5 protein-coding genes are annotated in these 19323 nt (G+C 52.0%); 4 read left to right on the top strand and 1 reads right to left on the bottom strand.

Features of this window, described 5'->3' with window-relative positions:
• The first annotated feature begins 838 nt into the window (after window positions 1–838).
• Window positions 839–6397 (top strand): hypothetical protein, encoded by a 5559-nt coding sequence (locus OIM03_00870; GenBank protein ID HJI72834.1) that lies wholly within the window; start codon window positions 839–841, stop codon window positions 6395–6397.
• Window positions 6398–6578: 181 nt separating this feature from the next.
• Here the strand turns inward: OIM03_00870 and OIM03_00865 are convergent, their stop codons facing one another.
• Window positions 6579–6848: a hypothetical protein gene (locus tag OIM03_00865; protein HJI72833.1), complete on the bottom strand. Its 270-nt coding sequence runs from the start codon at window positions 6846–6848 to the stop codon at window positions 6579–6581.
• A 174-nt stretch (window positions 6849–7022) separates the two neighbouring features.
• On the opposite strand from OIM03_00865, the gene OIM03_00860 reads away from it, so the two are divergent.
• The 3 genes from OIM03_00860 (at window position 7023) to OIM03_00850 (ending at window position 18953) form a co-directional block, all read left to right on the top strand.
• Window positions 7023–10673 (top strand): hypothetical protein, encoded by a 3651-nt coding sequence (locus OIM03_00860; GenBank protein ID HJI72832.1) that lies wholly within the window; start codon window positions 7023–7025, stop codon window positions 10671–10673.
• A gap of 694 nt (window positions 10674–11367) precedes the next feature.
• Window positions 11368–15300: an S-layer homology domain-containing protein gene (locus OIM03_00855; GenBank protein HJI72831.1), complete on the top strand. Its 3933-nt coding sequence runs from the start codon at window positions 11368–11370 to the stop codon at window positions 15298–15300.
• Window positions 15301–15902: 602 nt separating this feature from the next.
• A complete protein-coding gene (locus OIM03_00850) occupies window positions 15903–18953 on the top strand; it encodes a hypothetical protein (GenBank protein ID HJI72830.1) in 3051 nt (1016 codons plus the stop codon).
• Window positions 18954–19323 lie beyond the last annotated feature (370 nt).

The following is a 19323-nucleotide window of genomic DNA, read 5'->3' as shown; positions in this document are numbered from 1 at the left end:
ATTGAAAAGCCTCGTGCAAATGCGCGAGGCTTTTTTGCGTTGTAAATAGAATTTGAGTGTATAGGTTCATGACGATAGCGGAAGGTTTTGACCTGCCCCAGCGGGGAAGGATGCCTTTGACCTTGCCCTGGAAGGGAAGGTTTGGATAGGATTACGAAAGGTTCAAAACAAATCAGATTGGATATTTTTTATTTCTCATCGCAAGCTGCCCCCAACGGAGGGAAGTGCCCGAAGGGCGAAAGGGGTGCAGTTAATATAAAAATGTCGGGCGGATGAGTTGCATTTCTTCAGCCGCAGGTATATAAGTTCAAGACAAATTAGAACTGATTTCTTATATTTCACATCGCCGAACTGTCCCCGGAGGGGAAAGTGCCCAGCCTATCACTTCTCTGATGCTGGGCGAAAGAGTTGCATTTTCTAAGAAGGCGAAGCATCATCGCCCATGGTTTTAGAAAATGCATTTTCTAAAGTTGCCGGAGAAAGGGGTGCAGTATTCATTGGTTTTTATAAAAAGGTTATTCGAGCAGCGCGAGGTCGTCTGGTTTTTTCATTTTCATTCCTCTGCTTTTAATCCCCTTTCTTTCCTCTCATCCATAAATCTAATCATATAAATATTGAGATATGATGTATATTAAATAAATTTATAAGAATTTATATCCTATAAATAATACAAATGGTGTATGATGAGTAATACAGACGATTGCCGATGAAGACGTAAGGTTTTCTTTCCTGTGCCGGGAAGTGCGGGAAGGGAACCGGGCTCTGGGGAAGAGGGCCTGTCTTTTGACGGCGGTTTAGTAGAATATTATTTCCAGTAAGTCGAGGGAAGGAGACTTATATGAAAAAGAATTACAAACTTTTGGCGACCCTTGTATTGTCCGGTCTGGCGGGGGCCGCTTTTGGCGTGCTTCCAGCGCAGGCTGCCGTGACGGTCGGATCTTCGGATGGCACAGAGAAATCTTTGACAGGGACGGAGTTTACAAGTCTGTATGGAAATATGTACACGGATTCCACCAGCGGCAATACCGTTTCTATCAGCGGAGAGGGGACTGTCACGCTGACAGGGGAGACAGTCAGCGCTGGCGGATCAAGCTACACCGCTAGTACATTAGCCGGCGCTTATACGTTAGAGAGCGGAGATGCATCGAACAACAAGCTTTCCGTAACGGATGGAGCATCTGTCAGTTTTAGCAATGCCACGGGCAATGGGATTGCAGGCGGCATATCTATGAAGGGTGCTGCCTCGGGCAACCAGGTCACGCTGTCAGGGGTTTCTCTGAATTTGCCTGACGCCACCACAAGCAGCTTGGAAATTGCAGGCGGGGTGAGCGGGGCGTCCGCTGCAGACAATAATGCGGTGACCTTGACGGATCTCACCAGCAGTACGGAAAAACTGTCCATTACGGGCGGCATGTCACAGCCTGCAGAGTCCGATGATTCAGACGATTTCAGTGCGTATACGGCCTCGAACAACCACGTCACGATTTCCTCTTCAGTGGAAGCATCCTATGCAGACATCACCGGCGGGTACGCCCTGGGAAATGCCAATGGCAACGTGGTATCCGTGACATCCACCGCTAAAACCACGGATGATGTACTCACCGTTTCCGGCGATATTTTTGGCGGGAATAGCGAGTCAGGCAGTGCAGAAAACAATGAGGTCACTCTCACAGGGAACGGGATTGCGAGGACTGCAGGCGATTCCACGAATACGCTGCCTTCCATCGATGTAGAAGGAACGATTTACGGAGGGAATGCAGCCTACGGTAATGCCAGCACCAATACGGTTTCCCTGACACAGGTCTTTGCCAGCGAAGATATCTACGGCGGGTTCGTTGAGTCTTACACGACTGCCAGCTTCAATGCTTCTGGAAACACCGTTTCATTGACAAACAGCGTTGCCGATGGGGAAGTCTACGGCGGACTCGTAGCCACAGGAAGCTCCTCTTCCAGCGCTTCCGGCAATACGGTAACGCTGACCAATAGTACGGCTGACGGCAACAGCATTTACGGCGGCTATGAGGAATACTATGCGTCATCGACTGATGAATCGACTGATGAATCTGCTGCGGAAACCGATGAGGCGGCTGCTTCGACGAGTACGCCGGCTTTTAGTGCCAGAGCTTCCGGCAATACAGTAACGCTGTCGAATAGTACTGCCCGGAGTTCGGATATCTACGGCGGCTATATGCAATACTATGGCGATACTTCTGCTGAGGCTGATGCTGTTGCCGGGGTCAATCATAATACGGTCACGTTAACGAATACGTCCGCTTCCGGTACCAGGGTCTATGGCGGCTATGTGTCGAGCTCTAGTAGTGCACCGGCCCTTAATGCCAGCAGCAATACCGTGGAGATTTCCAATACTGCGGAGGAGGAGTATGGCGTCTCTACTGTTACGGGCGGTTATACGGATTACGGCGATGCCAATGACAATACGGTGAAAATCACGGGGACAAAGGTTACGGACGATGATGAAATCTACCTGACCTCTGTGAGCAGCGATATTACCGGCGGTGAAACCGAGTCCGGCAATGCCGATGGCAATACGGTCACACTGGATACGATCACTTCCTCTGGCACAGTCTTCGGCGGCCGCGCAGGGAATGCCTCTTCAGGCGGCGGTAATGTAGCTGCTGCAGCTGCATTTACGAGCCTTTTGGCTGCTCCTGTAGAGGAAAGCACGGAAACGGATACCGGCACAGAAGCAGATTCCATATCCACCAGTGCCAACAGCAACGCGGTAACGATTACGGGCAGCCAGATCGAGGGTATCGTCTTCGGCGGCCTGGCAGGAAGTGCTTCCAGCAATTCTGGCAGCATTACCTATTTGACCAGTCTTTTGGCTGTCGCTGCAGAAGATACTACAGATACCAGTACAGGAATCTCCGCCATGTCCATCAGCGCCAATGACAATACTGCAACGATTGCAGACAGCACAATCGGGGACTCTGTCTATGGCGGCTATGCCGGCGTTTCCAACTCTGACCTGTATTCTCTGGAAGATACGCCTACGATTTCCCTGACGGCCAGCGGCAACAAAGTGGAAATGACAAGCAGCACCGTTTCCGGGGCTATCTATGGCGGTCTGGCGGGAAGTGTCAGCTCTTCTGGTGGTGGTGGAATCATCACGACCAGCGAAATGGGCCTCAGTTCCCTGTACGCAGTTTCTTCTTCAAGCGATGCGGTCTATATCAATAATGCCAACCATAACAGCGTCATCCTGAAAGGTACGCAAACAAGTTCAAACGTGTATGGCGGCTATGCCGGATCTGCTTCCAGCAGCAATTCCAGTTCCGCCTATGCGACGGAAAGCCTTGCGGAGACCAGCCAAACGGCGTCCGCCAGCACGGCGGATACCACAGGCGGCGCCAGCTACAACCAGGTACTCATTGAAGAACCTGCGGGGAATGAAACTGATGCGGATACAACCGGATATGTTTTCTCACCCTATGTCTACGGCGGTTATGCCGTCGGCGGTACAGCCGCTGTTCCATACCATACGAATGGCAATGAGGTAACCATTACCTATTCCGATACAACGCAGCTGGGCTATTATGACAGCGTGTATGGCGGCTGGACGGACTATGGCGATGCCAGCGGCAACCAGGTCTCCATTACCGGAGCGGCTCTCACAGGAAATGATACGGTCACGACGAATCTGGAACTGGTTGGGGACGGGGTAAATGGCGGAACTACCTATAACGGCAATGCAGACAATAATACCGTATCCCTCGATCATGTGACAATCAATAGTCAGAGTATATTTTCTTTAAGCATGCCGGGCGTCATTGGCGGCAGCGTACTCACATGGTCCAGGAGCTCAGCGCCTGCAATCCTGGCTGACGGGACTGTCTCCACAAGTGCCAGCGGAAACAAGGTGACACTGACAGATTCCGTAGTGACGAACTCAGTCTCCAGCGGCTCGGAGGGCCCAACCACCGATGTGGCTGGCGGCTATGTAATAAATGATGGAAGGGATTACCTGTCTTCCGATACGACGAATCTTGCTTATGAAGCTGCCGCTGTGTCCAATCAAAATACAGTTGCCCTACAGCGTAGCACAGCAGAAATGGTCGAAGGCGGCGTTGCCTCTGAATACCTGATGATCACGCCGGAATTGACAAGCACTGAAGAAGAGACCGGGGCTGCAGCAGCTCCGTCGGGCAAGCTGACCGTTTCTACCACGGCTAGCGGGAATACGGTAACTCTGACAGACAGCACCGTTTCCGGGGATGCAGTGGGAGGCAGCGCTGTTGCCCAAATAGAAGACGGCAGCTCAGGGAATTCAGGCTTTGATTTCTCCGATCTCACTATTTCTGCCAATGAAACAGCAAGCAAAAACATTGTGACGCTTAAGGGAAGCACCGTAGCAGGCGCAGTGATCGGCGGCTTTACTACGCAGGGAACGACCAGCCAGAATACGGTCTCTCTCAATGCTGACTCCACCGCATCCCTGGCAGCCGGCGGTCTTTCTGAAATGGGAACGGTTTCGGAAAACAGCGTCCTCCTCTCTGACAGCAAGGCCGATGTTCTCTTAGGCGGCTATACACTGACAGGAACAGCATCGGGCAATACGGCAGTCGTTACCGGCGGCAGTGCAGCTTCCGTCTACGGCGGCGCAGCAGGCCCCCTGAGTGAAGAAGATGCCTCTGCCCTGGGATTGGATACTGCCAGCATGGGAAGCAGCCCATATACTTCACTGCTGACCAGTCCGGCTGCCGCTATCACAGCCACAGGAAATACGGTGACGATCACTGGCGGCACCATCGGCAATGTCTGGGGCGGCTACGCAGCGGACATAACGGAAACGGAAGATGATTCCGACAGCAGTTCCGAAAACGTTTCGGTCGCAGCAGTCATGAGCGTGGCTGCTTTGGAAGAAGACACGACCACAACAACGACGACTACTACGTACAACAGCGGCAATGCTTCGGGCAACACCGTCAACTACTATGGCGGCACCGTCACAGGAGATATCACGGGCGGATATTCCCAGTCCGGCACGGCCAATGATAACATCGTCAATCTGTATGCAACACTTGCAACGACAGGAAACCTCTACGGCGGCGTCGGAGCTTCTGAAGGGACAGGAAATACGCTCAACGTCTACACCAAGGATAACAGCGCAGGAAACCTTGCAGATTTCCAGAAACTGAATTTCTACATCCCGGGAACCGCTAAAAGTGGCGATACGATGCTGACAGTCTCCAGCAGTGATATCAATATGGAAAATGTCTCCGTCAATGCAGACACATCCAAGATCCTTTACATGAATCCGGGCGATTTCATTAACCTGGTCGTCAATACCAGCGCCATTACAACGGATGATACGACAAGCCTTGGCTTCATCGGGGATAACAAGATCAGCGACGCAAACTTCATCCTGCATGAAGCATCCATCAAGAAAGACGGCGATGATTCCATCATCCTCTACATCCCGGAAGACGGCAAGGGAGAAATCGATCCGGATACCAAGCTCATTCCGGAAAACCGTGAAGCAGCCCTCGCAGCTCTCAAAAATGCAGCCGGCAATGTACTCGACAGCGCCCTTGGCGCAGCAGATGCGGCCCATGATGACAATGACGGCGAAGAAGCCCAGTTCACTCCCTATGCTGTTGTCAGCGGCATGGACATGCATTATGAAACAGGCTCTTACATCGATATCAACGGCATGGCTGCCAACGTCGGCTTCGTTAAGAAAGTCAAGACAGATGCCGGCACCGATACCATCATGCCATTCATCGAATACGGCAGAGGCAGCTACTCCAGCCACCTGGACGATGGAGCCAGAGGCGACGGCAAGAACCACTACACCGGCGCAGGCATCCTTGTAAGACATGACCAGGAAAGCGGCCTCTACTACGAAGGCGCAGCCAGTGCAGGCTACACCAAGGGAGATTTCCATGGCAAGATCGGAAACTTCATCGGACGCTACGAAAGCGGCGCACCATACATCTCCGCCCAGGCGGGATTAGGCAAGATCTACACAAAGGACCGCGACACCTATGACGTCTACGGCAAGTTCTTCTGGACACACCTCGGAAGCGACTCCGCAAATATCGCCCACCAGGAAGGAACCACAAGGTATGACTTCGACTCCGTCGATTCCTACGTCACAAGACTGGGCATGAGATGGACAAGAAACTTCGACCAGGTTCGCTCCCTCTACGCAGGCATCGGCTGGGACTACGAATTTGACAGCGAAGCAAGAGCGCACTACCAGGCATTCGCCACCCCGAGCCCGTCCATGGAAGGCGGAAGCGGCTTCCTCGAACTCGGCTGGAAATCTAAGATCGACAAGACCCATCCATGGGGCGTCGACCTCAGAGCCACAGGCTGGACCGGCGTACAAGAAGGCGCTGCATACAGCGTGACAATCAGCCATAAATTTTAAGTCACTTGGTATTTAACTCGTGCAGAACGAGCGGATTTAAAAAGGACCCGTCGAGGGTCCTTTTTAAATTGTCAGACTGTGCTGACGACACCAGAAAACCGCGGCTTTGCCGCGTGAACTGCACCCCTTTCGGCTCCGCCACTTCCCCCGTGGGGGCAGCCGGTACACCTTACCGCAGTACTCACTTTTCAGGGGCGAGTCCTTTTTTCGTTGTCAGACTGCGCTGACGACACCAGAAAACCGAGCTGCGCTCGTGGGAAATCAACCCTTTTGAAAACCATAAAACCAAGGCTAGCGCCTTGAGGAAATACAACTCATCCGCCCCGTACACTAATTTATGAGACATTTGTGTTGCTACCGCTGCTATCAACTGGTATACGGCGCACCTTCCCTTCCAGGGCAAGGTCAAAGGCATACTTCCCCGTCTGGGAAGACGAGTATTCTCATCCATTTCTAATTTCCTCTCTCCCGAAATATTTCAATTGTATTTATACATATAAAATAATATATAAATTATAACGAAAAGATATATAATATATAAAGACGAGAAAATCTTTACCACGCATGAAAGCGCAGCAAGGCTGTATTACTCGGGAAGGTCTTATGCGGGAGAAGGGACAAAAGAATGAAAAGAATGGGAATCTTAACGATGCTGGTCTTGGCAGGGATAGCTGGACTGGCACCGGCCGCTCAGCCGGCCATGGCGGAAGCGGTTGTGGTCAGCGGGACGTCAGACGGTTATGATAATTCCGTTTATTATTTGGGCAATGATGATACCGGTACAGACAGCAATAATACGCTGACCATCAATAGCGGCACCTTCGTCGGCGCTGCCGGCGGATCATCTGTCAGCACCTTTTCGGAAGGGATGGATGACAGCTCTGAAAATACGGATACAGCGGCCGTTTCGGGCAACAGCCTCATCATTAACGATCCGTCAGATACTTATCAAGAGAGAGACTGGGCAGCCGGCGGCGTTGCCATCAATAAAGACGTGACAGGAAATACGGTGACCGTCAATTATTCGACAACAGCAACGGAAGACCACATCTACAATAACATAGATGATGACATTATAGGCGGGTCGACTATCACGGGCAGTGCTTCGGATAATAAAACGTATATCAACGGGGTAAAGTACAACGAAGATAATTCGTTCTGGGCCTCGCCATACTACGTTTACGGCGGCTATTCCTATATCGGCCCTGTGTCCGGCAACGAAGTACACCTTAACGGCGGCTTTATCAATAATAATGTGGCTGCCGGAGCCCAGGGAAATGCCGATGGCAGTACTACGACAGATGTCATGGATACCTATTTATCAGACTATGCAGAGAGCCTTTCCTTTACAAAGACTGGTGACGTAACGGATAATAAGACCTATGTAGATGGCGCTTATGTGGTAGGCACTGTTTATGGTGGATATATGTATGTGCCAGCTTCTTCTGATGGGGCCATTGTCCAGCCCGGGAGCATTACAGGGAATACCGTAGATGTTTCAAATAGCGCCAATATCTATTCTGTATATGGCGGCTATGGCTATTATACGAATGCCGGAAATTCACCTATCTCCATGACGGATAATACCGTGACAATCAAAGACTCCATCGTAGGTGACGGCCATGTGGCAGGCGGATATGCGGAAACAGATGATTATACGGGACAGGCAGTGGTCAGCGGCAATAAGGTGACTCTGACAAATGCGACCGTTAATCCGTCGACCCCTTGGAATAATCGCAGCATAGAGATTTATGGCGGGTCCATGACTTCTGATGCGTATACCGGAAGCACCGTGGACGACAATGAAGTCACTGTTTCAGACAGCACCATCGGTACGACGCAGGCATATACCATTACCGTTGCCGGCGGGTATGGTGAGTATGATACAGTTTCTAATAATACACTGACCGTCTCCGGAAGCACCTTCCAGCTTTCTGACTTGAATCAGTACCAATGGATCATACTGGCTGGCGGTGAAAAAGATTATGTGGCAGAGGAATCGGATACAGAAGGAAATGTAGTCAACAATACGGCTACGCTGACAGACAATACCATCGTCCTGAATACCGGGCACCCGGTAATGATTACAGGCGGGCTGAATGGGTATCGGTCTAATAGGGAGTACAACGTTTACTGGTTTGGAGCCCAGGACAGCATAGGCAATACTCTCAATATGTCCGGCAATATCATTGGGGCGGCTGCTGCCTCCGCGACAGAGAACGAGAACTATATCGCCGGCGGCGTTGCCGTAGGCCGGGACTGGAATGAAGGAACGGTTGGGAATACCTTCGTCTATACGTATTATCCTGCCAATGCCACGTCCAATACGGCCAATATCACCAGCGGCACTGTCGGCGTAAATGCCCTGGACGTAAACTACATTGCCGGCGGCATGGTCCTGACAGATGGCAATGCCCAAAGCAACACATTGAATATTTCCGGCGGTACCATCGGTGCTGTCTCCGGCAATACGAACTACGTCAACGGCGGCTATACCGCATTGGGCGACGCCACAGGAAATACACTGAACATTTCCGGCGGCACCATCGGCACGGCCTCGGGAAGCAATTCCTATATCGCAGGCGGCTACACGGCAAGCGGCACGGCTTCGGGTAATACGGTCAATATCTCCGGCGGCACATTCGGCGAAGCCGCAAGCGCATCCGACACAGAGACTTCGGAAGAGACGGGCACGGCAGCAGAGGACGATGCGACGGACATTACGACACTTTCCAACTACATCGCCGGCGGCTATTCTGCGGATGGCGAAGCCTCGGACAATACGGTCAACCTCACCGGCACAGCCCTTGAGACCACCTTCAGCCTTTACGGCGGCCTGGGCCAGACGAGCACAGGAAATACACTCAACGTCTACACCAAAGGAAACAGCGTAGGAAATCTGGGGTATTTCCAGAACATCAATTTCTACATTCCTGCCGGCACTGAGAGCGGCGATACCATGCTCACCGTCACGGGCACTGCCGACGTCTCCGGCGCTGCCATCAAAGCCGGCATTCAGGACGAAAGCCTCCTGAATACGCCAAAGACCATCACGCTCATCTATGACGCCAACGGCATCACGACGTCGGATAAGACCACGTACGGTGCGCTTTCCGACAGCGATACCGCAAACGGTACAATCAAGGTCGTTGATGCTGCCTTCCTGACGGCAAATGCAACTATCGGCAAGACAGACGACAATACCATCGCCATTACCTTGCCGGCCAAACCGTCGGATGTCATTACGCCGGACAATAATAACGGCAGCAACAGTAACAACAGCAGCAGTAACAGCAGCAGCGGCAATTCTGAGGAAGTCATCGATCTGAGCAAGATTACGCTCTCCAAAGACACGAAACTCTTCGCTGAAACACGAGAGGCATCCCTGGATATCGTCAAAGGCGGAGCAAACCTTCTGACCGGCGCTGCATCAAGCGCCGCCGCCTCCGCATGGAAAGAGGATGGGAAGACAGGCGCCGCATTCGTTCCCTATGCAGCCATTGGAGGAAACAGCCTCCGTCATGATACCGGATCCTACGTCGACAGCCACGGCCTTGCCGCCAACGTCGGCTTTGTCAGGAAAATCGACCGTGACGGTGCGACAGACACCATCATGCCATTCATCGAATACGGCAGAGGAACCTATGACAGCCATCTGGACGACGGGGCAAGAGACGATGGCAACAACCATTACACCGGCGCAGGCATCCTTGTAAGAAGAGATTTTCTTAATGGCCTTTACTACGAAGGATCGGCCAGAGCCGGCTACATGAAAGGCGATTTTCACGGCCTCATCGAAGGATACATGGTCAGATACGACAGCGGCACACCATACCTCGCCATGCATGCGGGCCTTGGCAAAGTCTACACAAGAGGAAGCAGCAGCTATGACGTCTACGGCAAATTCTTCTGGACCCACCTTGGAAGCGACTCTGCAACCATCAGAAGCAGCCTGGGCAATGCCAAGTACGACTTCGGCTCCGCTAATTCCTACGTCACAAGAATCGGCCTGAGATGGACCAAAGACTACAGCGACTTAAGCTCCCTCTACGCAGGCATTGGCTGGGACTACGAATTTGACAGTGAAACAAGGGCAAACTACGAAACCTGGCAGACCCCAAGACCCAGCGAACAAGGATCCAGCGGCTTCCTCGAACTCGGCTGGAAGAGCAAAGTCACCGACCAGCACCCCTGGGGCTTCAACATCCGCGCCACCGGCTGGGCTGGCAAACAAAGAGGCATTACCTACTACGTAGGAGCAGGACATAAATTTTAAGTCACTTGGTATTTAACTCGTGCAGAACGAGCGGATTTAAAAAGGACCCGTCGAGGGTCCTTTTTAAATTGTCAGACTACGCTGACGACACCAGAAAACCGAGCTGCGCTCGTGGGAAATCAACCCTATCCACCGCGTTCCGCGGTCCCCCTTCCCCGTCTGGGAAGGCGAGTGTTAGCGCCGCTCGGGGAAATAGGGAACTCGGTCGTTCTGTCATAAAATAATCTCCCCCATTTCCCTTGTATACTATGAGTTATCAAAAAATAATATCAGTTACAATGAAAAATAGAATAAGACAAAGTAAAAACAAGAAAAATCGAGAATAAAGTTAATAACCGTCTTAAATAGGATAATTTGACCTATACAATATATAAATTTAATTGAATATTCAGATATTTCGTAGTAACCTGAAAATAGGTAGGAGTATGCCTTTCTATTCCAGAGATGCATGCGGAAAGCGTCTGCGCTGAGGAAACACGGTCACTCAGGCGGATGGATCTGCAGGTGTCTTTGGCTGGAAAGACAGTCAACTTAGATGAATGGGGAAGGGTCGTCTTCATTTTATTTCCACAATATTTCTTCATTTCTTCGGGGGAAGAAAATGTCGTTGTGAACGGGGGAATTTTAAATGAAACGACATAACAGGTTTTTAACGTGCGTGGTTTTATCCGCACTGTTGTGTGGAGGCTTTGGCATGGCAAGCGCTGCCGATACGGCAGTGGGCAGCGGTGCTGGGGTTGCTTATGGCACAGGAAGCTCGGCGCCTAAGGCGGAGAACGTGGCTATCGGGAAAAATGCCAAGATTGCCTACTCTGGCGGCGTTGGGCAGCCATCTACAGGTGATATTGTCATCGGTGGTGGTGCACATACCAATAACTATATTGACCAAGGTGGTGGCATCGCGATTGGTGCCAATGCTTTTGTGGAAAATATGGTTGGTGGCTTAGAGCGTGCCTTTGATTTTAATCAGGCCCGATATGATAGCTTCTTTGGCGTACCGTACGGATTTCCGAAAGATCCATCAAAAATGGTAACTGGTGTAGCTATTGGCCAGAATACCTATGCCCGTTCCGGCAGCGTCATGCTTGGTACTCATAATTATAAGGGAGCATTAGGCGACACAGAGGTCGATAGTGCAAATGCAAAGGCTGATAATATGTCGTTGTTTTCTACAACGGTAGGTGCCAATAGTTATACAAATGGATTATTCTCTTCTGTAACAGGCTCGTATTCCATTGCATCTTCTGATTATAATGGGGGAGCTACTAATGCTGTTAAGAATTTTGGTGCGACTATTACAGGTTCCTTGAACAGCATTGAATCGAAGACAGCATCTTCTGCTTACTCCGGCATTGCCAGCAGCATTATCGGTGTGGCAAACAGGGTATACAATTCAAACGGCGCTTTAGTCTTTGGCGCAGGCAATGAAATTACCAATTCTGTAACAGATGTGAATGGACTAAGCTCTGGTGGAGCATCACCCAAAGAATTGCAGAATACATTGAAAGATATGATTAAGGAGGCCAATGGCGGCGGATCCACGCTGGCTATCGGTGGTGGCAATAAAGCTGACTATACCCTTCTGACACAGATTTCCGGTGTCAATAATACAATCACGGGCACAGCCGATAAGTCTGCTCAGTTGAACTCTATTACAGGTTTCCAGAATACGATTACCAATGCTTCCAATAACATCGTCATGGGCGATAAGCATACGGTAACGGCTGACAATACCATTGCCATCGGCGGATTGTCCGAGGCAGAGACCCGCTCCGCAGCGAATACGACTTCAGTCGGCTACGATGCCAAGGTCAGCCAGGAAGGCGGCGTGGCTCTGGGCTACCAGTCCAATGCGGCTATCGATAAGGGCGCTGCTGGTTATGATATTTCCACCAATGCGGCCTCCAGTGATACCACTGCTGCATGGAAATCCACAGCAGCGGCTGTTTCCGTAGGTGATGTGGATAAAGGCATTACCCGTCAGATCACAAGCGTGGCAGCAGGCACGAATGATACCGATGCAGTCAACGTGGCTCAGCTGAAAAAAGCCATGAACTCTGCCTCCGCTCCTTCCACTCACTACTACAGCATAAGGAGTAATGAACAGGGCGACGGGTCCAACTACAATAATGACGGCGCTACAGGCAGAGAAGCACTGGCAGCCGGTGTGAATGCTTCCGCGCAGGGGGAAAAATCTACGGCCATCGGCTATGGAACAAAGACAACCGCGCGTAATACCGTGGCCATCGGGAATGGCAGCCAGGCCATCGGCAAGAGCGGTATTGCCATCGGAGACGGTGCAACAGCAGGTTCTCCTGACAGCAACTACCTCTATGGCAACATTGCTATCGGTACAGGCGCTAATTCTGCCGGCGGCGTTGCTATCGGCGATAACTCCAAGGCAGGAAATTACAGTTTGGCAGCCGGGCTCTATTCAGAAGCCGGTGACCGCGCAGCGGCTGTGGGCTATTCCAATAAAGCCACGGGCCAGTGGTCCTCCGCTCTGGGCGTAGGCAATGAAGCTTCGGCGCTCTCCTCCACGGCTGTCGGCAATGGCAACAAGGTGTCCGGAGAAGGCTCTGCTGCAGTCGGCGTAGGAAATAAAGTGGCTCAGAAGAATACCTTCGTTCTGGGCAGCAACGTAACGACAACCCAGGCTAATAGCGTCGTTCTCGGAGCCAATTCCACTGACCGCGCTGCAACGAGTGAAACAAAGGGAACCATCACACTTTCTGATGGAACGACCCGTGAATATGGAAACTTTGCAGGTACGAGCCCGACTGGCGTAGTCAGTGTAGGTGATAAAGGCAAAGAACGTCAGATCATCAACGTGGCAGCTGGTAAGATCAGTGCAGACAGCACGGATGCCGTCAACGGAAGCCAGCTCTACAGTCTGGCCGGTGAAGTCGGCAAGAATGCGGATGCCATCAAGAATCTCAACACGCAGATTACAAACGTAACCACTGAAGCAGGAAAGCACACCACCGTCAAGGCAGGCAATAACAAGAACCTGACTGTCACCGAAGGCACGAATGCAGCCGGCGGCAAGGAATACACCGTGGACCTTTCCGAAAATATCAATATCGGCGGACCTGGCAAAGACGGCAAGGATGGTCAGGACGGCCATATGGGCATTAACGGCAAGGACGGCGTTTCCGGTGTAGGCATCGACGGCAAGGATGGCATTTCTGTCAAAGGCGATAAAGGTGAAGTCGGCATCAATGGCAACGACGGAATCTCCATCAAAGGCGCTGACGGCAAAGATGCCGTATCCATCAACGGCAAAGACGGTGTCGGCCATATCGGACTGACCGGACCTGCCGGGACAAACGGCAAAGATGGCACGAATGCGGTAGATATTTCCGTCAAGAACGGCTATAACGGCACCGACGGCACCAATGGCGCAACGGGCGTCGATGGCAAGGACGGCATCACCCGCATCGTTTACGAAGACAAGAGTGGTGAACATCAGGTAGCAACCCTTGATGATGGCATGAAGTACGGCGGAGACTCCGGCGACGTCATCGCCAAGAAGCTGAACAACCAGGTCAACGTCATCGGCGGCATCAAGGATGAGTCGAAACTGACCTCCGCAGACAATATCGGCGTCGTTTCTGACGGCAAAGACAACCTGAAAGTTCGTCTCGCCAAAGATCTCAATGGCATCACCTCCATCAGCAATGGCGGAAACACCACCATTACCCTCGGAGACAATACAGTCAATATGAACAACTCCACGATCACCAACGTAAAGAATGGAGACATTTCCGAAGGCTCCACAGACGTTGTGAACGGCGGCCAGGTCTACAATGTAACAAAGAACCTGGAAAATAAGATCAACACCTCCACAACCCAGCTTGGAAACCGCATCGATAAATTAGGAACCCGCGTCAACAGAGTCGGCGCCGGCGCAGCCGCACTGGCAGCCCTCCATCCGCAGGACTTCGACCCCGATGATAAATGGGACTTCGCAGCAGGCTACGGCAACTATAAAGATGCCAGCGCCGTTGCAGTAGGTGCCTTCTATCGTCCGAACGAAGACACCATGCTCTCCGTTGGCGGCTCCTTCGGCGGCGGTGAAAACATGGTCAATGCAGGCATCAGCGTGAAACTGGGACAGCACAGCAACGTCACCCGTTCCCGCGTCGCTCTGGCCAAGGACGTACTTGAACTGAAGAAGATCGTTGCAGAACAGAGCAAGATGATCCAGCAGCTGGCCGCTGGCAAAGGCCTCGCAGCCCCGGTTCAGAAAGATGTCAATTTCCCGGATGTACCGAAAGATCACTGGGCTTACACCTACGTGAAATCCCTGGCAGACAGAGGATACCTCGAAGGATATCCGGACGGCGAATTCAAAGGCGACCGCACTATGACCCGCTATGAATACGCAGCCATCATCTACAGAGCCCTCCAGAACGGCGCTCCTGTCGACGCTGACATGGGACGTTCCCTGGGCGAATTCGGACCGGAAATTGAAAAAGTCGCAGAAGCCGACCGCTTCCGCGTAGACCGCGTTGCAGGCAAGGACAACGACCGCAACAAGATCGAACGCGTACGCGTCAACAATAAAAACGACAAAGCCAATAAAGTCTTCAAAGACGTATACGGCTCCACCATCCAGAAATAAACTTTCCGGATAGAAAGCAAGTCCCCCCTATGGCCTCCCGAAGAGGAAATTCCTCCGAAGGAGGCCATTTTTTGTGCAGGAAAAAGGCGGAAACAGCATTTCCTCGCGTGTTGCAGGGTTAGCTGTCCCCGTTAGGGGAAAGTGGCGCGCATGCGCCGAAAGGGGTTCATTGCCTTTTTTTTCGAGCGAAGCGAGGTCGTATGGTTTTAAAATCGCACAGCCAGCCCATGGATCTTTTTCCTATTCGGGAAGGCAAGCCTGACGCATTTAATCCCTCATTTCCCTCCCAATTATTCATCTATAAAATCCTATACTTCTTTTTTATAAAATCCAAAATCCTATCCGTATTTGTTAACATTCTTAAAATTAATTTCGGAATTGCCTTATTATTTTTACTAGATTTTATCAGTGATTTCAGAATTCATTAAAACATAGTATATGTATTATAAAAAATCTGCATTTTTATGATTAGATATATCTATAAGAAATAAAGAAGATAAATCCATAAGAATCATATATGATATTTACAAGAAAGTATTTATCTTTCAAAAAGTTATTTCTTCGGGGGAAGAAATAAGTCGTTGAGAACGGGGGAAAAGTTTATGAGACGACAGAAAAAGTTTTTAGCGTGGGTGGTTTTTGCCACCCTTTTTGGCGTGGGCTTCCATGCGGCGCCTGTGGACGCTGCGGTGACAGTCTCGGGAGGAAGCGGCGAAAGCCAGACTCTTTCGGAGGCTGAGTATGCAGTTCTGGATGCCGGGGCCTACACGGGTTCATCCGGCGGCAACACACTGGATGCGTCGGATGCCAAGGTGAGCGGGACCGTTTATGGCGGTTTCACGGAAAATGATTCGGCAGACGGAAATACAGTATCCCTGAAAAACACCTCTGCTGCCAGCGTATGGGGCGGCAAGGCAGGGACGTATACGGATTCTATAAATATGGACTATGTCGTAACCGGTGGCAGTGCCAATGGGAATACTGTGACAATAGGGCAGGGAAGCATCGGACAGAAGATCGTCGGCGGCGAAGCAGCGGCGAAAAGCGCGAATGGAAACAGCGTCACGATCGAGGGCGCCGTGATCGGAGGCGCAGGACAGAGTGCTTACGAAAAGGCCGAAGTCCATCCCACCTCGGCTAAGATCGCTTCCGACCTCATTGCCGGAGGCATTTCCACAGACGGAGATACGAACCAGAATGTAGTCAAGGTCACAGGATCGGAAATCAAGAGCAAGTACATGGCCATCTTCGGCGGCCTCTCCGATGCCAGCGCGAAGGGAAATAAGGTGACTCTTTCTTTGAATACGTCGAGCGACACCCAGCTCTACCTGATCGGAGGCTCAGCCATCAATGGTACGGCGGAGGGAAATATCGTCGATGTCACCGATACGGGAAGCGGTCTGTTCCAGACCATTACCGGCGGAACCAGCTGGCCGCATCCGGATGATCTGACGGAAATGCCCGATGGAGATGAGGCGGCCTACGGCGCGAAGAACAATAAGGTCCACCTGAAAGGCGTCCACGTAGCGCCATTGACGACGTCCACGTTTTCCTCCGGTGTCTATGGCGGCTACAGCTTCTGGGGCAAGGTGGAAGGAAACAGCGTTTCCATGGAAGACAGCAAGGCTTCCTCTGTCAGCGGCGGCTATTCCATGATGGGATGCACGTCCGGAAATACAGTGGAAATTTCCTCATCCGAAATCAGGGCCATCACAGGAAATACGGACGATGGCACGGCCGGTCTCGTCTTCGGCGGGCTTTCCGGCAATGGACGCGCGGCCGATGACAACCGTGTAACCCTTTCCGGCGGCACAAAGGCAAAGGGCGTGTACGGCGGCGTGGGCCAGATCGGCTCGGCCAAGGGAAATATCGTCACCATTACGGACAGCAGCGTGGAATTGGAAGCGGTCGGCGGAGAGACGGGCGACATGGTGGGCTGGATTACGCAGCCCGGGCAGCCGAAAGATGCTGAAAACAACCAGGTCATTGTCAATGGATCAAGCACCATCGGCACCGTCGTCGGCGGCGAAGCGGCAGCAGCGAATACTTTTGATGAAGAATATAACGAAGTGCAGACAAGTGGCAAATCTTCCGGCAACACGGTCACCATCAATGACGGCACTGTAAAGAACAGCGTCCTTGGCGGCCACTCGGCCCTGTCGGATGCCACAGGAAATACCGTCAACATCGCAGGCGGCACCATCGGCACGGAATCATCAGGCACTGGCGAAGCCGATGACAATGCTATCGCCGGCGGTTTTGCCGAAGAAGGACAGGCAAATGATAACACCGTCAACATCACAGGCGGCACCCTGGGCGCCATGATGAGCCTCTACGGCGGTTACAGCGAAAAAGGAAGCAGCGGCAACACGCTGAACCTTCATACGAAAGGAAATACCGTGAAGAATCTCGGCTATTTCCAGAACCTGAACTTCTACGTCCCGGAAGGAACCGCGGCAGGAGAAACAATGGTGACCGTCACAGGAAATGCCGACGTTTCCAAAGCAGCCATCCAGGCAGGGATTGAGAAAACGACGAAACTCGCGCCCGGACAGGCCATCAACCTCATCTATGATGCAGGCGGCATCAAGACAGACGGCACATCGTACAGCATGATGAGCGGCAAAGACATCGTCAGCGACGCCGGCTTCGTCGACCGCAAGGCAGCCGTCAAAAAACAGGACGACAACACCATCGTCGTCTATGTCCCGAAAGACGAAAAAGGCACCATCCATCCGGACACCAAGATCATTCCGGAAGACCGTGAGAACGGGATCAATACCATCAAGAACGCAGGCGATCTCGTCTCCAATGCGGCAGAAGGCGCATGGAAAGAAGACCATGACGTCGATGCGAAATTCGTGCCCTATGCCATCGTAGGCGGCTACGACCTCCACTACAACACGGGCTCCTACATCGACAGCAATGGCATGGCAGCCAACGTCGGCCTCATCCGGAGAATCCGCCGTGATGGAGCCATCGATACCGTCATGCCGTTCCTCGAATACGGCAGGAGCAACTACGCCAGCTTCCTCGACGACGGAGCCAGAGGCGACGGCCGCCAGCACTACACCGGAGGTGGCGTGCTCCTGAGACGCGACCTCGATGACGGCAAGTACTACGAAGGCGCCATCAGAGCCGGCCGCCTCAAAGGCGATTTCCATGGTATCATCGACAGCACTGCCCTCCGCTACGACAGCAGCGCGCCGTACGTCGCAGCCCAGGCAGGCGCAGGCAAAATCTACGCCAAAGACAGAGACACCTACGACCTCTACGGCGAATTCTTCTGGACCCACCTCGGAAGCGATACTGCCACCATCAGAAACAGCCGCGGCGAAGCGAAGTACGAATTCGACGATATCAACTCCTACCGGACAAGACTGGGCCTCAGATGGACAAGAAACTTCGACAAAGTCCGCTCCCTCTACGCAGGCATCGGCTGGGATTATGAATTTGACAGCAAAGCAAGAGCCTTCTACGACGCCTACAGAACCGACACCCCGACCGTCAAAGGATCCAGCGAATTCCTCGAACTCGGCTGGAAGAGCAAAGTCACCAGCGACCACCCCTGGGGCGTAGACCTCAAAGCCACAGGCTGGACCGGAAAGCAGGAAGGCGGCACACTCTTCGCGACAGTAAGCAGAAGCTTTTGAATGAATTAATATGTTTTACGAAAAAGGACCCGTTCTATGCGGCGGGTCCTTTTTTCGCGCTTGCCTTCCCAGACGGGGAAGGGCGTATGGGATGGGGTTCAAAAGGTCAAAAACAAATCAGCTTTGAAATCTTTTCTTTATTCCTTGCGAAGCTGCCCCCAACGGAGGGAAGTGCCCGAAGGGCGAAAGGGGTGCAGTAATAAGTAAAAGGATAGGGTTGATTACCACGAGCGCAGCGAGGTTTAGCGGTTTTGCACTTGACCTTGCCCTGGAAGGGAAGGTTTGGATTGGATTACGAAAGGTTCAAAACAAATCAGATTGGAAATCTTTTCTTTATTCCTTCTGGAGCCTTCCCTGGTATGATTCAACA

Source organism: Veillonellaceae bacterium (assembly GCA_025992895.1).
GTDB lineage: Bacteria > Bacillota > Negativicutes > Veillonellales > Dialisteraceae > Dialister.
Note: the sequence above shows the minus strand (reverse complement) of the source record. Positions and strands in the feature narration are given on the sequence as shown.